General features: G+C 64.0%; 18 protein-coding genes and 2 pseudogenes. 15 read left to right on the top strand and 5 right to left on the bottom strand.

What is annotated here, in order from left to right; genetic code table 11:
* Nucleotides 1–66 precede the first annotated feature (66 nt).
* Entirely contained in the window at nucleotides 67–1,161 is a 1,095-nt protein-coding gene (locus tag E3O57_RS14635; RefSeq protein WP_103478663.1) for a DNA cytosine methyltransferase, read from the top strand.
* Between the two features lie 524 nt (nucleotides 1,162–1,685).
* Here E3O57_RS14635 and E3O57_RS14630 read toward each other — a convergent pair.
* A complete protein-coding gene (locus E3O57_RS14630; protein WP_103478662.1) occupies nucleotides 1,686–3,461 on the bottom strand; it encodes a DUF2075 domain-containing protein in 1,776 nt (591 codons plus the stop codon).
* Nucleotides 3,448–3,768, bottom strand: a complete 321-nt coding sequence (locus E3O57_RS14625) for a nucleotide pyrophosphohydrolase (RefSeq protein WP_103461730.1) — start codon at nucleotides 3,766–3,768, stop codon at nucleotides 3,448–3,450. The genes E3O57_RS14630 and E3O57_RS14625 overlap by 14 nt, the downstream gene beginning before the upstream one ends.
* A gap of 102 nt (nucleotides 3,769–3,870) precedes the next feature.
* Between E3O57_RS14625 and E3O57_RS14620 the strand changes: the two genes are divergently transcribed.
* From E3O57_RS14620 to E3O57_RS19110, 9 genes and pseudogenes are all read left to right on the top strand, one after another.
* The gene (locus tag E3O57_RS14620) at nucleotides 3,871–4,515 is read left to right on the top strand and encodes a hypothetical protein (RefSeq protein WP_103478661.1); all 645 of its coding nucleotides are present in this window, start codon (nucleotides 3,871–3,873) and stop codon (nucleotides 4,513–4,515) included.
* Between the two features lie 223 nt (nucleotides 4,516–4,738).
* Nucleotides 4,739–4,888 (top strand): hypothetical protein, encoded by a 150-nt coding sequence (locus tag E3O57_RS18760; protein ID WP_165787864.1) that lies wholly within the window; start codon nucleotides 4,739–4,741, stop codon nucleotides 4,886–4,888.
* 122 nt (nucleotides 4,889–5,010) lie between these two features.
* On the top strand, nucleotides 5,011–6,081 hold the full coding sequence (locus E3O57_RS14615) for a LacI family DNA-binding transcriptional regulator (protein WP_241990436.1): 1,071 nt from the start codon (nucleotides 5,011–5,013) through the stop codon (nucleotides 6,079–6,081).
* A gap of 146 nt (nucleotides 6,082–6,227) precedes the next feature.
* Nucleotides 6,228–7,493: an ABC transporter substrate-binding protein gene (locus E3O57_RS14610; RefSeq protein WP_103478658.1), complete on the top strand. Its 1,266-nt coding sequence runs from the start codon at nucleotides 6,228–6,230 to the stop codon at nucleotides 7,491–7,493.
* Between the two features lie 11 nt (nucleotides 7,494–7,504).
* Nucleotides 7,505–8,458: a carbohydrate ABC transporter permease gene (locus E3O57_RS14605; protein WP_103478657.1), complete on the top strand. Its 954-nt coding sequence runs from the start codon at nucleotides 7,505–7,507 to the stop codon at nucleotides 8,456–8,458.
* Nucleotides 8,455–9,345 carry a carbohydrate ABC transporter permease gene (locus E3O57_RS14600; protein WP_103478656.1) on the top strand — a complete coding sequence of 297 codons (891 nt, stop codon included), beginning with the start codon at nucleotides 8,455–8,457 and terminating at the stop codon, nucleotides 9,343–9,345. The genes E3O57_RS14605 and E3O57_RS14600 overlap by 4 nt, the downstream gene beginning before the upstream one ends.
* Before the next feature lie 44 nt (nucleotides 9,346–9,389).
* Complete coding sequence (locus tag E3O57_RS14595) at nucleotides 9,390–10,682, top strand: family 1 glycosylhydrolase (protein WP_103478655.1); 1,293 nt, start codon at nucleotides 9,390–9,392, stop codon at nucleotides 10,680–10,682.
* A gap of 128 nt (nucleotides 10,683–10,810) precedes the next feature.
* Nucleotides 10,811–10,909 (top strand): annotated as a pseudogene (locus E3O57_RS19270) (DUF2510 domain-containing protein); the annotation flags it as partial.
* Between the two features lie 165 nt (nucleotides 10,910–11,074).
* Nucleotides 11,075–11,299, top strand: a complete 225-nt coding sequence (locus E3O57_RS19110; protein WP_241990435.1) for a hypothetical protein — start codon at nucleotides 11,075–11,077, stop codon at nucleotides 11,297–11,299.
* Nucleotides 11,300–11,359: 60 nt separating this feature from the next.
* Here the strand turns inward: E3O57_RS19110 and E3O57_RS14585 are convergent, their stop codons facing one another.
* Nucleotides 11,360–11,572 carry a hypothetical protein gene (locus E3O57_RS14585; protein ID WP_103478653.1) on the bottom strand — a complete coding sequence of 71 codons (213 nt, stop codon included), beginning with the start codon at nucleotides 11,570–11,572 and terminating at the stop codon, nucleotides 11,360–11,362.
* 397 nt (nucleotides 11,573–11,969) lie between these two features.
* Between E3O57_RS14585 and E3O57_RS14580 the strand changes: the two genes are divergently transcribed.
* From E3O57_RS14580 to E3O57_RS14570, 3 genes are all read left to right on the top strand, one after another.
* Nucleotides 11,970–12,263: a DUF4287 domain-containing protein gene (locus E3O57_RS14580; protein WP_103478652.1), complete on the top strand. Its 294-nt coding sequence runs from the start codon at nucleotides 11,970–11,972 to the stop codon at nucleotides 12,261–12,263.
* A gap of 235 nt (nucleotides 12,264–12,498) precedes the next feature.
* On the top strand, nucleotides 12,499–13,299 hold the full coding sequence (locus E3O57_RS14575) for a hypothetical protein (protein ID WP_103478651.1): 801 nt from the start codon (nucleotides 12,499–12,501) through the stop codon (nucleotides 13,297–13,299).
* 95 nt (nucleotides 13,300–13,394) lie between these two features.
* Nucleotides 13,395–14,018: a class I SAM-dependent methyltransferase gene (locus E3O57_RS14570; protein ID WP_103478650.1), complete on the top strand. Its 624-nt coding sequence runs from the start codon at nucleotides 13,395–13,397 to the stop codon at nucleotides 14,016–14,018.
* A gap of 61 nt (nucleotides 14,019–14,079) precedes the next feature.
* Here E3O57_RS14570 and E3O57_RS19265 read toward each other — a convergent pair.
* Nucleotides 14,080–14,582 (bottom strand): annotated as a pseudogene (locus E3O57_RS19265) (epoxide hydrolase N-terminal domain-containing protein).
* A 79-nt stretch (nucleotides 14,583–14,661) separates the two neighbouring features.
* A complete protein-coding gene (locus E3O57_RS14560) occupies nucleotides 14,662–15,942 on the bottom strand; it encodes an NYN domain-containing protein (protein WP_103478648.1) in 1,281 nt (426 codons plus the stop codon).
* Nucleotides 15,943–16,180: 238 nt separating this feature from the next.
* Between E3O57_RS14560 and E3O57_RS14555 the strand changes: the two genes are divergently transcribed.
* Together E3O57_RS14555 and E3O57_RS14550 are read left to right on the top strand one after the other, a co-directional pair.
* The gene (locus E3O57_RS14555; protein WP_198416847.1) at nucleotides 16,181–16,837 is read left to right on the top strand and encodes a GntR family transcriptional regulator; all 657 of its coding nucleotides are present in this window, start codon (nucleotides 16,181–16,183) and stop codon (nucleotides 16,835–16,837) included.
* Nucleotides 16,838–16,934: 97 nt separating this feature from the next.
* Nucleotides 16,935–17,906, top strand: coding sequence for a tripartite tricarboxylate transporter substrate binding protein (locus E3O57_RS14550; protein ID WP_103478646.1), 972 nt, complete (start codon nucleotides 16,935–16,937; stop codon nucleotides 17,904–17,906).

The raw sequence follows: 17,906 nt of genomic DNA, 5'->3' as shown, positions 1-17,906 counted from the left end.
GGCTTCAGGCTTGACCGATTCATCCAGGCAAGGAATGTCTGCGGTGCCGGCTAGGATCAACTCAGTATGAATACCATCTCTGTCCTAGATCTATTCGCCGGAGCAGGCGGACTCACCGCCGGCTTCCATGAAGCGTCCGACCGTTTCAAGACCGTGCGCGCCGTAGAAATGGACACTGCGGCTGCAGCCTCGTACGGCGAATCGTTCGGAAGAGACCTTGTCTACGCGGGATCCATTCAGAATTGGCTTGAACATGAAGTGGTCCCTCACGTTGACGTCATTGTCGGAGGACCTCCCTGTCAAGGGTTCTCCACACTTGGCAAGCAGGACGCCGAGGATGACCGCAATTCGCTCTGGCAGCAGTATGCGAAAACGATCGTGATGGCGCAGCCAAAGTACTTTGTCGTCGAGAATGTTGCAGCCTTCAGGAAGTCGCGGCAGTTTCAGGATTTCGTTGAATCCACCCAGCGGGGGGGATTGATCGAAGACTATGCCTTCGAGGATGCCATTCTCAACGCCGCTGACTTCGGTGCGTTCCAGGCGCGCAAACGGGCAGTCGTAATCGGGTATCGCCGCGATCTGAAGTTTCCAGGGTTCCCGATACCCACCCATCATGCACAACCGACCCTCCTAGCTGCGCACAAAACCGTTCGTCAAGCATTCGAGGGAATACCTTCGGCGGCGGCGGCCTTCGACCTTCCGAAGGACCGACAGGTCGTATTGAACGGCGACACCCTCAAGGGCCCGTTCACAGCAAATGAGCTTCATTTCGGACGCAATTATTCCCAACTCTCACTCGATCGTTTCGCAGCCATCGGGCCTGGGGGGAACCGATTCCAACTGCCCGTGCCATTGCAGGCACCGTGCTGGGTGAAACACAAAACCGGCTCGGGCGACGTCATGGGGCGCCTTCATTGGGACAGGCCCTCCGTCACCATCCGGACAGAGTTCTTCAAGCCGGAGAAGGGACGCTACTTGCACCCCACAGCGATGCGGGCGATCACGCATTACGAGGCTGCAGTGCTCCAAGGCTTTCCGCCGCAGCACAAGTTCGTGGGGTCAAAATCGGCCATCGCCCGTCAGATCGGCAATGCCGTCCCGATACCACTCGGCGCGGCGATCGCCCGGCAGCTCCTGGATTGCTTCCCGGAAGACGTCTAGCCCGCCACAACTTGAACGTCACTGCACAGGCCACCGAGGTTAGAGGATTGCTAATGGACTGACACAATTTCGACCATCGTGGTGCCATTGCGATGGATGGTCGGGACAGAACTGCCTGGCCTTCTCCCGCGAGGTCTTCGGTCCAGGCGAGGTAAACGTGCTCATCGGGCCGGGCTTCGTGGTGACCGTGCGTCACGCGAAAACCCCGATTGGGCCAACGTGCGCCGACGCTTGGAACAGAACCCGGTGCTGGACCAGGTCGTCGACGCCTACGCGCGAATGGTCGCCGGGCCGGAAAAGGAGATTCCGATGGACCTGACACCCGTTCGCCTAGGGCCGCAGAGTTCCCTGCCGGGTTCGGAGTGAAGTCCGGCCGGGGTGTTTCCGCAGCCCCGGGAAGACCTCCACGACGGCGCTCCTTAGCCGACCTTGTGCTTGAACATGTCAACATCGAGAATCAAATCAACTGCTTCTCCTAATCGGCCTCCTTTTCTCACCCAGTGGCGGCTGCATCGGAGCTATTTCTAGCTGAACGGTATGAACTGCTGCAAGTGCACACGAAGAGCTGGATCGCACACGTAGATAAAGGTGCCCCGGATACCGCGCGTCAGCAGGACAGCGTAGATATTGGTGATGAAACGCAAAAGGTCTTCGTCGGTATAGACCTTGCCAAGGACCGCGTTGTTTTCCTTGCCCTTTTTGTCGAAGTACTGTGACCGATCGACGACAAGGCGCCCAGCGCCGGCGTCGTAGCTCAGGTCGGGGCCGATAATGACTCCGGCGTAGTTGAGGTCGTACCCCTGCACGGTGTGGATAGACCCGACCTCCTCAAGCGAGGTCGAAGAGGCGATCCAGTCAGTCTGCGTGCCGTTCCAGCGAAGCTGAACGCCCGGAAGCTCGATGTCATAGGCGGATTTGTCAGTCTTAGTCGTCCAAGCCCAAGCGAATCCGGCCAGCAGTCTCGATAGGCCGACCTCAGCATCCAGGCGACGGATTTCGGCGTGCATGTCGGCGACGCTGTCGAACAGGCGAAGGTCGTATCCTTCAAATGCCTCAGGGCGCATTGGCAGCGAAACTCCCCCGACGTTTGGGCTGAGCATCCGTCGGACGTACCCGACGTAGTCCGCGCCGGCGCGTACCCGCATTTGGGTAGCGAGCGGATAGTTGCGATTGGCAGCGCGGGCACTCTCCACGAGCTGCGAGAGGACTTCGGGAGGAAGGTCCGCGGGCCGAACGCTCTGTGCGGCGTCAAGCAGGAGGATCTGGTGTGTGCTCTTGGCCCGGATCCAATCGAGCTGAGTCTTCGTTGTGTCATCGGTGCCGAACAGCTTCTCGGTGATCACCTGGAACTTCTTGTTCTGCACGCCTGAAGGTTGATTGGCTCGCTGATTCAGACGATGCGATTCGTCGACAATCAGCAGGTCAAAGTACTCGTCAGACTCCCCAACCTCGAAAGCTGTCATCACCATGTTGGGCCTTAATCCCGGCGTCTTCTTGAACACCTTCTTGATCGAGTTCCGCAGCGACTGTTGGGGAACCACTAGGCCGATTCGGATTCCGGAAAGGCGTTTCTTGTACTCACCGCCGAAGAACTCGGAGAAGAGGGAGTCACTATCAAGGTCTTCAGTCGGAACAGAATTTGCAATGTCCACGAGCAGCTTCAGCATGTAAATGGCGACAACGGTCTTACCAGTGCCGGGTTCACCCTGCACGACTGTCGTGCTCTTAGCTCCAGAACCCAGGTCCTCGAACAGGCCCTCGAGGATGCCCTCAACCGCGACTGCCTGGTCCAAGGTCAGTGCCTTGAACGGCGACAGCTTGAAGAGATCGCTGTTTTCTATCTCCGGGATACTCCGAGTGAAGACCCCATCTCGCCTGAGCTGATCGAAAACTTCCAGAAATGAGGCTTGATAGCGGTCTCGATCGAAGTAATCCGATTCGGTGATTCCATCGTTCCGATTCAAGACGCGGTACGAGCCGTCGCCCGCAAGCATCCGGATGAGATACGACTCGAGGTCGAGGCAGACCGACTTGTTGAAGGACTGGTCAACGATGACCCTGACAGTGTTTAGGTGTCTCTTGTCCGGGGCGACCAGATGCTGGCGCATCCGCGCCACGGCGTTTCTGGACTCGCCTACGTAGACGTCGTTTAGTCGCCCGCCCCGCGTTGTTGGGCGGCTGCCACTGGCATCATCCAGGACGTAAACAACTGGCCAGTTTGTGTTGCGGTGGTCGCCCGGGGCCCACGTCGAGATGGCGGTTTGAGTGAAGTTTAGATGCTCGATCTTAAAGCGCGTCATATTTGGTGCTGCGCCCCCGGGCCTTGTCGGCAGGGTATTTCGCTCTCGTGGTCACAAGCTTGTCGCGAACGATCTGATCGGGGTCCGCGCCGATGCGGTCGGCGAGCATGATGCAGTAGGTGAGAACGTCAGCGAGTTCTTCGCGCACCCGGTCCATGTCAGCATCGGCGTTCCATTGGAAGCACTCGAGAAGCTCGCTTGCCTCAATCGAGATGCTCTTTGCGAGGTTCTCAGGAGTGTGAAATTGTGCCCAATCGCGCTCCGCTACGAAAGCTGCGATCTCCTGCCGGATTGTCTGATCGACCATTCGGCCAACCTAGCAGTTGGGACATAGGCGGTCTGTTAAGTCAACGATGACTCGACGGGGACCGTAAGAGTCTGGATCGCGCTCCGGCACTAGGCTCCGGACATGACCGACGAGATCGAATGGCTGGTTCCACCCGCTGCAGAACCACTCATTAGCACGGACCCATTCGTTGGGATGCCCGGCGACGCCCGAGTTCAAGACTTTTGGCAGTTCGCTTTGGGCGACCTTCGAATGAATAACGCGCGTGGGTATCTCGCTGAATTCCTGGTAGGCAAGGCGCTCGGGATTGAACCGCTTATCCGGATCGAGTGGGACTCTTTCGATCTTCTCTTTGGCGACATCACAATCGAGGTCAAGTCATCCGCTTTCCTGCAGGCCTGGGAGCAACCAAGAGTTAGCAGATTGTCGTTCTCCGGGCTGCGGGGCACTCGCTACCACCCTCGAGCCCTCATGGGTGGGGAGGACCCATTGGGCAAGAGGTACAACGCCATGGTCTATGTCTTCTGCGTGCAAACCGCCACGACTCACGCTGAGTACAATCCGCTCGATGTGTCCCAATGGGAGTTCCATATCGTGCCGCGAAGCGCACTCGCGGCGATCGGACTACAGAGCATAGGCATAGGCAGGGTTCGGAAGCTGACTAAGGGGTCGACTGCCTGGGCAGATTTAGCCACCAAAGTCACTGAGGTGGCGGTCGGTGAAGCGAGAGACGATGACGACCCCGACTGGTGGAAGGCCTCTGTGTAGGAGTCGCTGGTGCGTGGCTATGCCCGTCAAGTCGCCAAGGGTCATGCGCCGTTTCAACCGACGTATCTGTTGCTCTTCCCGAGGTTGCACGACTGGCAGCGCTCTGAGCGACAAGATCGGCCGGTGGGAGCGCTGGCGGGATGACCGGCTGCCGTCGGTGCCGCGGGTCGCAGCCAGTGCCGATGCTGTTGCCGCGAACGCCGCCGGTCTGATCGCTCGCGGCGTGAAGCCCCCCCCCGCGGCAGGTTCGCGGTGGGTGGCCAAGCCCGGCCGGCGGCTGAGGATGGGCCTCGGCGCGGGGGAGCTCATCGGAGTGATCGCGTTCGGATTGCTGATGATCGGCGGCGTCGTCTCGTTCTTCTACGCGCCCTGATACGCGCGTAGGCCGCGAGCGTCGCCATGTAGAAGGCGATGTGGGTGCGCACGGCGCAGTGCGCGTGAGGTACCGTCGAGAAGGTATCCGCCATACGGCGCCTGTGGGGAAGGGGATCAACGGTGAGAGGCAACGGTTCGCCCGCGACGATGCAGGATGTCGCCCGCCTCGCTGGGGTCTCGGTCAAGACCGTCTCCAACGTTCTCTCGGGCTACGAGCACGTCAGCACGCGCATGCACGACAGGGTCATGAGCGCCGTGACGGAGCTGGACTACGAGATCAACATCTCCGCCCGCAACCTTCGGTCGGGGCGCACCAAGGTAATCGGGCTCGCCGTTCCCGAACTCAGCCAGGCTTACTTCGCCGAACTTGCGGATGCCGTCATCCGGGCCGCGAAGGCGCACGACTACACCGTGCTGATCGAGCAGACCAGCACCGACAACGACGAGATCGCCACGGTCGCCGCCATGCGCCGCCACGCCATCGACGGCCTTATCTTTAGCCCTATCGCGCTGGGCCCCGGCGACGTCAGCGGCCTGTCGGTGGACTTCCCCGTGGTCGTTTTGGGCGACTGGGTCGAGGGCAGCCCTGCTGACCACATCACCCTGCCGAACACGGCCGCGATCCGGACCGCCACCGAGCACCTGCTCGACCTGGGGCGCCGGCGCATCGCCGTCGTCGGCGCGCATCCGGAAGGGCCGGTCGGCACCAGCGCCCTCCGGTTCAACGGTTATGCGGAGGCACTCACCGCTCGGGGCCTCGAGATCTCGCCCGAACTGGTCGCCGAGGTGCCGCTCTGGCACCGCGCCGATGGCGCGGCCGCCGTCACGCAATTACTGTCCGCCGGCACGGATTTCGACGGGGTTGTCTGTTTCAACGACGCCCTCGCCCTCGGCGCCCTGAGCGCATTGCAGCTTGCCGGCCTGCGCGTTCCCGAGGACGTCGCCGTAGTGGGCTTCGACGACATCGAAGACGCGCGTTTTTCCAGCCCGGCACTCACCACCATCTCCCCCGGCCGCGAGGAACTGGCCCGCCTGGCCGTTGACCGGGTGCTCGCGCGCATCGAGGCCGGCAGAGACGCTGCGGAATCGGTGCACGTGGAGGTCGGCTACTCGCTCGAGGTGCGCGCGTCTACGGTTAGCCCCTCCGCGAAGCCCGTCCCCGCGGCCATGGAGCCCCTGCTCCACGACTAAGCCGGCCGATGCGCCCGTTTGGCACCGCGGTGTTGACAGCGCTCAAATCATGCCGTACCTTCAAATTTACATCGATGTAAATTACGTCGAAACCCATTTCTAGTGGCTTCCCGACAGCGTTGTGGGAAGCAGATTGCAGGTACCCAGTGAAGAAGCTGTTGGCCGCCTTTGCGGCTTCCGCCGTCGTCGTTTCCGGTCTGTCCGGCTGCGCCGCCGCCACCCCCGCCGCTAGCGAGGGGCCCGTCGCCCTGACCTTCTGGCACGGCTACACCGAGGCCGACGGCGATGTGCTCAACGGCATCGTGGAGGACTTCAACGCATCGCAGGACGACGTGGTGGTCACCACCCAGACCAAAACCTGGGCCGTCATCGACGACACCCTCCTCACGGCGCTGTCCTCCGGAGAAGGCCCCCAGATCGTCGCGATGCCCGCCGAGCGTCTACCGGTCTACGCGTCGAAGAAGGCGCTCGTCAACCTAGATGACTTCTACGCGGATGACACGAGCAACACCGCCGAGCTGAACACCGAGGCCGTGGCGATGGAGACCGTCGAGGGTTCCAAGTACGGCGTGCCGACCGGTTTCGTGCCGCTGTCGGTCTTCTACGACAAAGACAAGCTGGCCGCCGCCGGGGTCACGACCTTCCCGGCCACCTGGGACGACTGGGTCGCCGCCGCGAAGGCCACCACCATCGACGCGGATGGCGACGGCACGCCCGAACAGTACGGCATGGCGCTGCCCGACCACGGCACCGTCGGCAACGGCGTCTGGGCGAGCCTCTTCGAGGGCGGCGGCGGCTCGATCACGAACGAAGACGGCACCAAGGCCACCGTGGACTCGGCCGCCAACATCGACACCCTCACCTACTGGGCCGACGCCGTGCAGCAGGATTTGATCTCCCCCACCGGTCTGGACGGCATCGACGCCGACGCCCTCTTCACCTCGGGCAAGGCTGTCATGCACATCGGCGGCCCCTGGATGACGGGTCTCGCCACCGACGCCGGCATCAACTACGGCATCGCGGCCATTCCGGCCGGCCCCGACGCTCAGGCCGCGTCGGCGATTGGCGTCTCGATGGCCGTCACCGCTCAGGCGACGGACGCCGAACAAGCCGCCGCGCAGGACTTCCTGGCTTACTTCAACAAGAAGGATGTGGCCACAGCATGGTCGCTCGGTTCCGGCTGGCCGGCGCTGCGCACCGACGTGACCGCGGAAGACGTCAGCGCGAACGCCACCGTCGCCGCCCTCACCGAATTCTCCGACACCAGCCGGGCGCTCCTGCCAGGCGTCGTGAACAGCACCGATGTGCTGACCGCCGTGGACGAGGCCACCCAGAAGGCACTTGCCGGCGGTGACCCCGCCGAGCTGCTCGCCGCCGCACAGGCGTCCGTGCAGCAGGCGCTGGACAACTGAGCCGGAATCCGATGACGACCTCATCTCTCCAACGACGCCGACCGTGGCGCCCGCCCGGTCAGCTCGGCGGCAGACGACCGCTGAACGACGGCTTCCGCCGGCGGGCCGTCGTCGTCGGGTTCCTGGCCCCGGCCCTGATCATCCTCACGGCTTTCGTGGGCTGGCCGATGTTCTCGGCCCTCCGTCTCTCCTTCACCGACGCCAGCGGATTCGGGCAGGAGACCTGGGTGGGCCTGGAGAATTATGCGCGGGTCTTCACCGATCCGAGCATCCTGCAGTCGATCGGGAACACCGCGTTGTACGCCGTGTTGTTCACGCCCGTCGCCCTGATCGTGGCGCTGGTGCTCGCCCTCGCGGTCAACAGTCCGCAGCTGCCGTTCCGCGGATTCTTCCGCACCACCCTGTTCCTTCCGTTCATCGTGTCGCTGGCCGTCGCGGCGTTCGCCTGGTCGTACCTGCTCGACCCGCAGATCGGGCTGTTGAACTATTGGTTGCAGGCCGTCGGTATTCGGATCGGCAACGTGCTGGAGGACCCGGCGCTGGCCATGCCGACCGTGGTGCTCGTGGCCGTGTGGAAGAGTTTCGGCTTCTACATGGTGATCTTCCTGGCCGGCCTGCAAGACATCCCTAAGAGCCTGTATGAGGCGGCATCGCTCGACGGCGCGAACGGATGGCGCCGGTTCACGAACGTGACCTTACCGATGCTCAGCAACACCATGGCGTTCGTGGTGGTGATCGCGCTGATCGCGGCGCTGCAGGCATTCGACCAGATCTACGTGCTCACCGGAGGCGGACCCTACCGAAGCACGCAGACGATCGTGATGGAGATCTACCAGTCCGGGTTCAAGGACCTCGAACTCGGCTTCGCCTCCGCGCTGTCCTACGTCCTGCTGGTGGCAACTCTGCTCCTCAGCCTCGTGCAGTTCCTGTTCTTCGGTCGGCGTGGAGAGGACACCAGCTCATGACCAGCACCCTCAGCCGGGCGGCGCTGCCGACCCCGGCATCCACCCGAACCGGTCGCCGACGCCCACCACGGATCAGTCTGACCCGGGCGCTCTACTTCGTCGGCTTCCTGGTCGTGACTGCGGCGATCATGCTGCCCGTCATCATCATTGTGTTGACCGCGTTCAAGCCGGCCTCCGAAGTCAACGCCTTCCCACCCACGCTCACCCCGACCCAGTGGACGCTCGACAACTTTCGGGCGATCTTCTCCGAGCTGCCATTCGCGCGGCTGATCGGCAACAGCTTCGTCTTCGCCGGCGGGGTCACCCTGTTCGCCCTGGTGTTCGACTCGCTCGCTGCCTACGCGTTAGCCCGGCTGGATTTCCGTGGCAGCAAGGTGCTGTTGATCGTCATCATCGCCAGCCTGATGATCCCGTTTCAGGCGACGCTGATCCCGATCTACCAGCTGGTCTCCGACCTGGGCTGGGTGAACACCTTTGCTGGGCTGATCCTGCCGCGGGCGGCCGACGCGTTTGGCATCTTCTTCCTCCGGCAGTTCTTCCTGTCCCTCCCGCGGGACCTCGACAATGCCGCCCGCATCGACGGGGCCTCCGAGTTTCGGGTGTTCTGGAGCGTGGTGCTGCCCAACGCCATCCCGGCGCTGCTCACGCTAGGCATCTTCACCTTCGTCAACAACTGGAACGACCTGCTCTGGCCGTTGGTGTTCACCACCGAATCGGACCACGGCACCATCACCTCGGGCCTGACCCTATTGACCGGCCCCGGCGGCATCATCCCCCAGGGCGTGATGATGGCCGGCGCCCTCATCGCCGTGCTGCCCCTCGCGATCCTCTTCCTGCTGGTTCAGCGGCGCTTCATTGAGAGCGTCGCGAGCAGCGGCCTGAAATAGCCCGCCGCCATCCACTGACCACCATCACCACTGAATCGAGCAACATGACCTGGTTTGACGACGGCCGACTGCACTTCGCGGTCGGCATCGAGGACACCTTCGTGCCGCAGGCCCGCCCGGGCGAGCGCGCCATCGATGAATACGAGCTCACCGAGCACTACGCGCAATTCGCCGGCGACCTGCAGCTGGCCAGCGATGTGGGCGCTGAGTTGGTGCGCTGGGGGGTGCCGTGGCATCGGGTGGCCGTCGAAAAGGGCCGATGGGACTGGTCGTGGGTGGACGGCGTGATGGCGCGGTATGCCGAGCTGGGCTTACGCCCGGTGATCGATCTGCTGCACTACGGCACTCCCCTCTGGCTCGAGGGCCAGTTCTCCCACCCGGACTATCCCGACCACGTCACCGAATACGCCCAGCGGTTCGCCGAACGGTACGGCGACGTCGCCACCGATTACACGCCGGTCAACGAGCCCGTGATCCACGCCCTGTTCTCCGGCGAGTACGCGTACTGGCCGCCATATCTCTCGGGCCCGACCGGCATGGTGAGCATCGCCACCGCCCTCGCTGAGGGGTTCGTGAAGACTCAGCACGCGATTGCGTCGGTGCTCGGTGACCGGGCCACCTTTGTGCACGTTGATGCGGGCATCCGGTACTCGGGCGCCCTGGATGCCCCCGAGCACGCGGACACCGTCACGCGGCTTCGGCACCAGGGATTCCTCGTCGAGGATCTCGTCACCGGCGCCGTCGGGCCGGACCACCCGCTGCTGGGCCAGCTGGAACGGGGCGGCGCCGACGACTCTCTCCTCGACTGGTTCCGGGCGCATCCGGTTCGGCCCGATGTCATGGGCGTCAATTACTACCCGCTGCACTCCACCGAGGTGTTCGAGGCGGGCATCCATCACGGCGGCGGATTCGCCGATCCTCGGCCCTATGAGGACACCGGCACGGAGGGCCTGAAAGACGTACTCACTACCTGGGCCGACCGGTATGGCGCACCCGTGATGCTCACGGAGACGAGCGTGACCGGCACGGTCGATGAACGGCGTCGATGGCTCGATGCCTCGGTCGGCGCGCTCCACGAGCTCAAGGCCGACGGCGTCAACGTTGTGGGGTACACCTGGTGGCCGCTGTTCGACATGTACGAATGGACCTGGCGCCACACCGAGGCACCCCGGGCAGACCACTTGCTGACGATGGGTCTGCATGACCTGGTGGAAACACCGTCGGGGAGCCTGGCCCGGCGGCGCAATCCCGTGGCCGATACCTTTCAGCGGCATGCGACCCAGGCTCGGCTGGCGCCCGATGCGATGGTTGAGGATTCGGCTGACGTCGTCGCCTGACACCGGCAGCAGATACCTCACCTCGACCAGGGCCGTGGGCACCCACACTGGGGGTTGGCGGATGCGCCCCGTGCGCTCATACGCTTCAATTTGCGTCGTGTTGGCGCGCCCACGCGACGGGAATCCCTTTGACTCTGCCTTTAGCCGGTTGGTACCGAGACCCTGAAGATGGCGCGCTGCTGCGCTGGTGGACAGGCGCAGAGTGGTCAGATCAGCGGCGCACCGCCGAACCCATGCCGGTACCGCCGCCTGCCTACGTGTACGGAAACACAGTCGGGCCCGCAACCGCAAAGCCGGCATACGTACCAATGGCGAGTCACAGCACAGCGGTGTCGTATGCACGGAAGCCAACGCGCAAGGAGAAGGACCGAGAGATTCGTCGGAACAACTCGATGGCGTACACCGGGCTGGTCTTGGCCCTCGTCTCATGCCTCATCAATCCGGTGGCGATCCCGAGCGTGCTGGGAATCGTCTTTTCGGCGATTGGCATCGCGAAGTCCGCTGAACTCGAAGGCGCCGGGCGGCAGCAGACCGGCCGAGGAACGGCTATCGCCGGACTCGTGGTTAGTATCGCGTCCACGGCGTGGTTTCTGTGGCGGATCTCGACGCTGGTCTAGGCGAGGCTCGATCTCACCCTCCACACTCGTGCTCGATCAGTCGAGCCCCGCTCGCGCCGTTTATGCGTCGCAGGCGATTCCGTCGCCGTCACGGTCGAGGTCGTAGACATCCGATCCAACGATGCGGAGAGGACCGTCGACGTACGCCGGACCGTTACCACTGCCGCCGGCGCAGTCCACATCTGACGCGATCGGCACGCAGACGTCGGCGTAGTTGGAGTCGCAGCCGTTACTTTCCGGCACCGGCTCCGCTGCGACCACCGGCTCGGGCACTCGGGTGCCGACTGAGGTAACTTCGTCGACCGGCTGAACGCTGGTCTCCTCGCGTGCGATTGATCGCTGTCGCTTCCTGGACCTCAGCCTCAGTGGCGATAGCCGTCGGGGTGGGGGTCGGAGTTGCGATGCGTTTAGGCTTCGGTGTGGCGTTCGCGGTCGCGGTCGCCGGAGATACATTGGACGCGTCCGAGATGAGACTGGCTTGCGGCGACACACCCTACCCACGTGCACTGTCCACTCCCCAGTGCTGGTGGCAACGATTGGTAGGTGCAGTCGCTCCAATTGATGCATCCTGGTCACAGCTGACTCGACCGCCGCTCGGCTCCTCGAACGGCGGCAATTCGGCGGCTAGAGTTCTAGCGAAACGGCACCGACGGCTCGGAAGGGAAGAGCAATGTCATACCAGGCCTACCTCGACGCGATCGAAACGAAGACGGGCAAGACGCCCCAGGAGTTGCTCGACGAAGCCAGCGCCCGCGGCTTCGATTCGACAACGAAGGCCGGCGAGGTGGTCGCCTGGCTCCGTGACGACTACGGCGTTGGACGCGGGCACGCCATGGCGCTCTACGGCGTCCTGAAGAACGGCGCAGACGGCGCGGTCCCCGACAAGCATGTGGGCTCGGACGGCAGCCACCGGGACGAGTCCTCAACGCTGCGACTCGACGGCCTCGCCAAGCGCGAGAGCTGAATCACGCCGAGCCGCCGCACTGCCGGCGGCCGACACTGCCCGACGTCTCGCTGATCTCGGCCTGCTGGGCGGTCAGTCGAGGCCGTTCGCTCAGCCACAAGCTGGGCACTCTCTCTCGATAGGATCGACTCTGGCGGCCGTTCCGGGTGGAGCGGCGGATCGCCACGGGGGATACAAGGGAAACGCGTCCGGCATCCGGGCGCGGGTATACATGCAGACTTTGAACAAAACGTCCATGCTGGCCGCCACCACGTTGGCGGCAGCGACAGCTCTACTGCTGGCGGGCTGCTCTACCGCGTCGACCGGCGACGGCGTGGACAGCAATGCAAGTTCTGATGGAGCCCCCAAGGCCGGGGTCTTCGAGTTTCAGACCCCCGCCTACGGCTCCGAAGGAGAACTGGTCATCCGCATCCCGGAGTCCCTCGTCGAGGCCGCGGGATCCGATGCCGACGGGCTGCTGGTGGGCGAGGTGACGGCGAAAGCACGCGAACTGGACTCGTCCAAGTCGTGCGCTGTCGACCTGGCAATCGACTATCGCGGAGACGGCCTCGACGCGCTGAGCCGACCGTCGATGACGAAAGAGGAATACGCCGCCGAGGGCGAAGCCGAACTCGAAAGTGTGTTGATGCGGCAGTTCGGCGTCGAGACCGTGGAGGAAGCCGAGGCGAGCGCCCCGGGCGGCGCCGCGGAGGTAGAAGAGATCGTTGCCAACCTGGAGCAGGCGCCGTATTCCGCTAAGCCGGCGTGGTCGGCGCTGGACGCGACTCCCATCGACGATCTCGACGCCTCCGACCCCGAGCCGGGCAAGTACGTCTCCGACGATTCCAAGACCCTGACATTCGTGCAGTCGTGCGCCTCCGATCCGCTCGACGACGGCAGCTCGGATCAGTTCGACTTCCCCATCGAGACCGACGGCACAATCGACGCATTCGCCACTGTGGAGATGACCGTCATGAAGAACGGCACCCTCACCATCATTGAGGCGAGCGTTGCCGACTACGAGCTGGACTCGAACGGCGACTGGATCGGCTTCTAATCCTGTAAGAGCCGGGATGCGGCGGCTTGGTCGAGCCCCCGGGCGCACGCCCGGTGCTGAGTGAAGAGGGCGCGGAGCATCCTAGGCTCAGAGGTATGGCACCCGAGATCAGAGCCGCGTATGCCCGCCGTGCGGCGGAGTATGCGGAGCACCTGGGCTCAATCACGTCGGTGCATCCAGCGGACCTGCAGCTTGTCACCGGGTGGGCCGAGCGGCTCGACGGCTCACTGATCGATGCCGGCTGCGGCCCGGGGCAGTGGACCGGTCATCTCGCCGAGCGTGGGGTGAGCATTCGGGGTGTCGACCTGGTGCCGAACTTCATCGACCACGCCCGACAGGCCTATCCGGAAGTGTCTTTCGCGATCGGCGACATCGGTGCACTGCCGGAAGCACCCGGCACGGTTGCGGGCGTCCTCGCCTGGTACTCCCTCATTCACCACGAGCCGGCCTCACTCCGGGGTGCGCTTTCTGAGTTCGCGCGCGTGCTGCGCCCGGGCGGCGAGCTTCTGCTTGGCTTCTTCGAGGGCCCGGTGGTCGAACCGTTCGAGCACGCGATCACGACGGCGTATCGATGGCCCGTAGCCGCCCTGAGCGACGAACTCCGCGCCGCTCACTACGACATCATCGAGACCCACACCCGCACCGGGCCCGGTCACCGGCCTCACGGCGCAATCCGCGCATGCCTCTCCGCCAGAGCGGATGCCGCCCCGTCGAGCTAGCGCAGGCAGGAGTGATCAGCCGAGCACTGGCACCCTATCGAGTCATATCCCACAGGCAGCGCTAGTTGCGACGTGCGAGCAGCAATCCGGTGAGGTCGCGGTTTCGTTTCCGGGGGGGGGAAATCCGTGCCGGCCTTGACCAGGATGATCGAGCACACACCGCGTTGCGGTGGCAGACACGAAACGCGTCCGTCGCCGCTCCCCCGTGCTGGGACGGGGCGGCCAGGCGCCGGGCCAGATCGACGAGTTCGATGGCGGTGCTTGGCCAGCCGTTGGTGAGCACCAGCGACAGGGCGCCGGTGGTCTCGGCCCCACAGCGCAGGCAGCTCAGTGGGGTGCCGGCGACCGTGGCGCGGTGCCAGGGCAGCGTGTTGATCCGGGACTGCTGAGCGTCCAGTCGAAGCCATCCGCCCAGCACTCGACCAGGCGACGCAGTTCGGCCTGGTCGGTGCCGGCGGTCCAACCGGTGACCGGCCAGTCGGGTGAGCAGCGGGTGCGCCGGAGCCGATCGCGCAGGTCATCGACGTCGCTGGTGGGAACATCGAGTGGGAAGGCGGAGCTCATTAGGCAAGTCCTCCTACGCGGGCATTGTCGACGCGCCTGGGCGATCCAGCCCATCTCCATGAGCCCTCGTACTGATCGCCTAGGAAGCGAGGTCGCCGCTGACCCACGTCCTGAGATCGTCTTTCTCGGAAGCATCGAATTCCATCCGGGCACCTCCGCACAACGCCTCGACGTTCTTTGCCCAACCCGTGGCCAGTTTCTCTGCCGTGGCCTCGGAGGTGAGCGAAACGCCAGCGTAGAGCAAACCGGTGATGACAAAGTTGATGGCAGAACGGCTCACCTGCACCCCAGCATGAGTGCAATCATCCCTGACCTGTTTGGCCGTCTCGTTGCGGATGAAAGGACCTGCCTTCAGTCGTGATTCCAGAGACAGGAAGAGCTGCCTGAACTGTGCCGTAGACAGCGGAGGTACGTCAGTCACGCGCGTGACCTGTTGTTCGATCGCCGGGCGGGCATCGATCGCGATGGGCAGGTCTTCTGCCGAGAACCGAGCCGCATCCCAGGCCCATCCGGGTGGGGGTTTGGTGGAATACCCCACTCTGCCTTCGAACTGCGCCAGCCATGCAGTGAAGGAACCCATACCGGCCCAGTCACCCGCGAGAGCAGGCTCTGTAATCTGCGCATGCTTTGCCAGGATCGCCGTGGTGACGACCCCAGGAGCGCTCGTAACGAAGTCCAGCACGGCCACGGCGGCCGAGCTTGCGACTGCTCCCGCCTCGCTTCGCGGCCGATTCACTCCGAATGTCGGCGAGGAGGTGCTACTCGACGCGGACGCATCCTCGACCAGCACCTTTGCGTCCGCCGGGGGCTGCGCTACCTGGCCATGAAGCATGGACACGAAGGCATCGGACTCAACGACTCGATCGGCCGTGCTGCGGTAGGCGCTGGCGACGGCTCCCGCCACGATGACCGTGGTGAACCGATCTGCCGCCCTGAAGCGCTGAATCAGGGAGGTGAAATCCGCATCGGCAGACGCGATGAAGAACTCCTCGATCCGCACAGGTCCGGCGAGGATATCGACGGCGTCCAGAACGAGGTTGATGTCTGTGCTGCTCTTTCCTTGTTGGGTCAGCGATGGGCAATCGATCACGCGATATCCAGCCCGTGTCCAGTACGCCCTGTACTTCGAAAAGACGGATGGATTCAAGTAGCAATTGCGAACCAAGAAACGCCGGCTGCCTGGGCCGCTGCCGCCCTCCCCGCCTGCCATGGCGTCGGTCCACGGACCCGGATCGGTAGCGAACTGCTCTGCGGCCACGGCATCCAGCTTCTGCAAACCGATATAGACATTGTCGAAGTCCACGAAAAGAGCGGCCCGAGTTGGCGGCTGCTGACCGAGAGTGATTGGCGCGAGAGACATGGTCGAAGTGTGTCAGACGACCGAGCACTGGATACAGGTCCCCAACTGGGGAGCGCATCGTGCGCCCCCGAGCCGGTCCTTTGCGCCGCTCTGGCTAGATCCTCGACCCACGCCATCTGATCAAAAAGGTTGACGAATTGTCGCACACCCCCTAGCTTTGGTTTACGGTAAACCGTTATCGGTTAGCGAAGAGGAGTCAATGATGACGAGCGTGTCTTTCGTGAATGGACGAAGCCCCGTGCCCCAGGCACAGGCGCTCGGCGACCACGTTGTCACCCAGTTACGCCACGCCATCGTCGCCGGCGAGATCCCGCCGAACACCCACCTCGTTGAATCCCAGCTGTCGATCCGATTCGACGTGAGCCGCGGTCCCATCCGCGACGCCCTGCGCCAGCTGGAATCCGAGGGCCTGGTCGAGAGCCACCGTCGCGGCGTCTTCGCCGTGGGGCTGCGCGCCAGCGACGTAGACGAGCTGTACATGCTCCGCGAGATCCTCGAGGTCAAGGCCCTCGAACTGGCCCACGCTCACTCGACAGACGCCAACTGGGACCTGGTGGAGGGAAACCTCAACATCATGCTGGACCGGGTGGCAGCCAACGACTCCCTCGGCTTCTCCCGCGCCGACCTCAACTTCCACTCTGCGTTCTACTCCGTGGCCGGCGGCAAACGGCTCGAGAGCATGTGGAAGATGTACGAGCCCACCTTCGCGGTCATGCTCGAGCTGACCAACGCCGAAGACCGCGACCTCGGACCCACCTACCAGGACCACCTGGAGCTGTACACGACCCTGCGCAACGGCGACATCCCTACCGCCGTCGAGATGCTTCGCGTCCATCTTCAGGGCTCCCGCGACCGGCTCACCAACGCCTTCAACCGACTGCACGCCGAGGCCTAACCCTCCCCGACTTTCCCGCTGTTCCTTCGCGTCATCCCGAAATCCGTACTGCCCGTTTCACTCCGCACTGCCCCGTTTCCAACAAGGAAGTTGAAAAATGACACTGCCCCGCACCCTCAAGCTGACCGTCGTTCTGGCGGCTGCCGCCCTTACCCTCACCGCGTGTTCTTCCTCCCCCGCCGCCGACGGCGTCGAGGAGGTCTCGGCCTATCCCGAGGGTGACATCACCTTCATCGTGCAGGCGGCGGCCGGCGGTGGCTCCGACCTCACCTCGCGCGCCCTGGCCAGCGAACTCGAGAAGGAGCTCGGTGTCTCGGTGATCGTCGAAAACCGGCCCGGCGCATCCGGCTCAACGGCCATGCAGTACATCGCCGATTCAGACCCGGATGGCTACACCATCGGTTTCGTCCCCGTCGAGATCTCGATGCTCGCCCACCAGGGCTTCGACATCGACCCGGCCAACTACGACTTCCTCGGCCAGATCATGCTCGCCCCCGGCGTGATCTCGGTGCCCAACGACAGCCCCTTCAAGACCCTTGACGACCTGGTCGCGGCCGGCAAGTCCGGCTCCGTCACCATGGCCAACTCCGGCGCCGGCTCCATCTGGGAAGCCGCCGAGCTGGGGCTGGCCGACCTGACCGGCGCCACGGTTGTGCCCGTGCCGTTCGACGGCGGCGGCCCGGCCGTAGCCGCGGTGATGGGCAACCAGGTCGACGCTGCCGTCGGCGGCACCGCCGAGACGGCCGCCGCACACAACGGTGGCCAGCTGCGCGCCCTCGCCGTGCTCCACGACGAGCGCCACCCGCTGCTTCCCGACGTGGAAACCGCTGAGGAACTCGGCTACGACCTCAACTTCGGCGGATGGGGCGGCGTCTACGCACCGACCGGACTGCCGGATGACGTGCGCGAAGCCCTCGCCGACGCGATCGCCACCTCCGCCCAGTCGGACACGTTCGTCGACACCATCACCAAGAGCGGCGCCCTCTCGGTCTACAAGACTCCGGCGGACTTCACCAAGTTCATCGATAGCGAGTACAACCGCTTCGCCAGCCTGCTCGAAGTCAAGTAA

This window comes from Cryobacterium sp. TMN-39-2, assembly GCF_004402745.1.
Classification (GTDB): domain Bacteria; phylum Actinomycetota; class Actinomycetes; order Actinomycetales; family Microbacteriaceae; genus Cryobacterium; species Cryobacterium zongtaii.
This window is presented reverse-complemented; position numbering and strand designations above follow the sequence as displayed.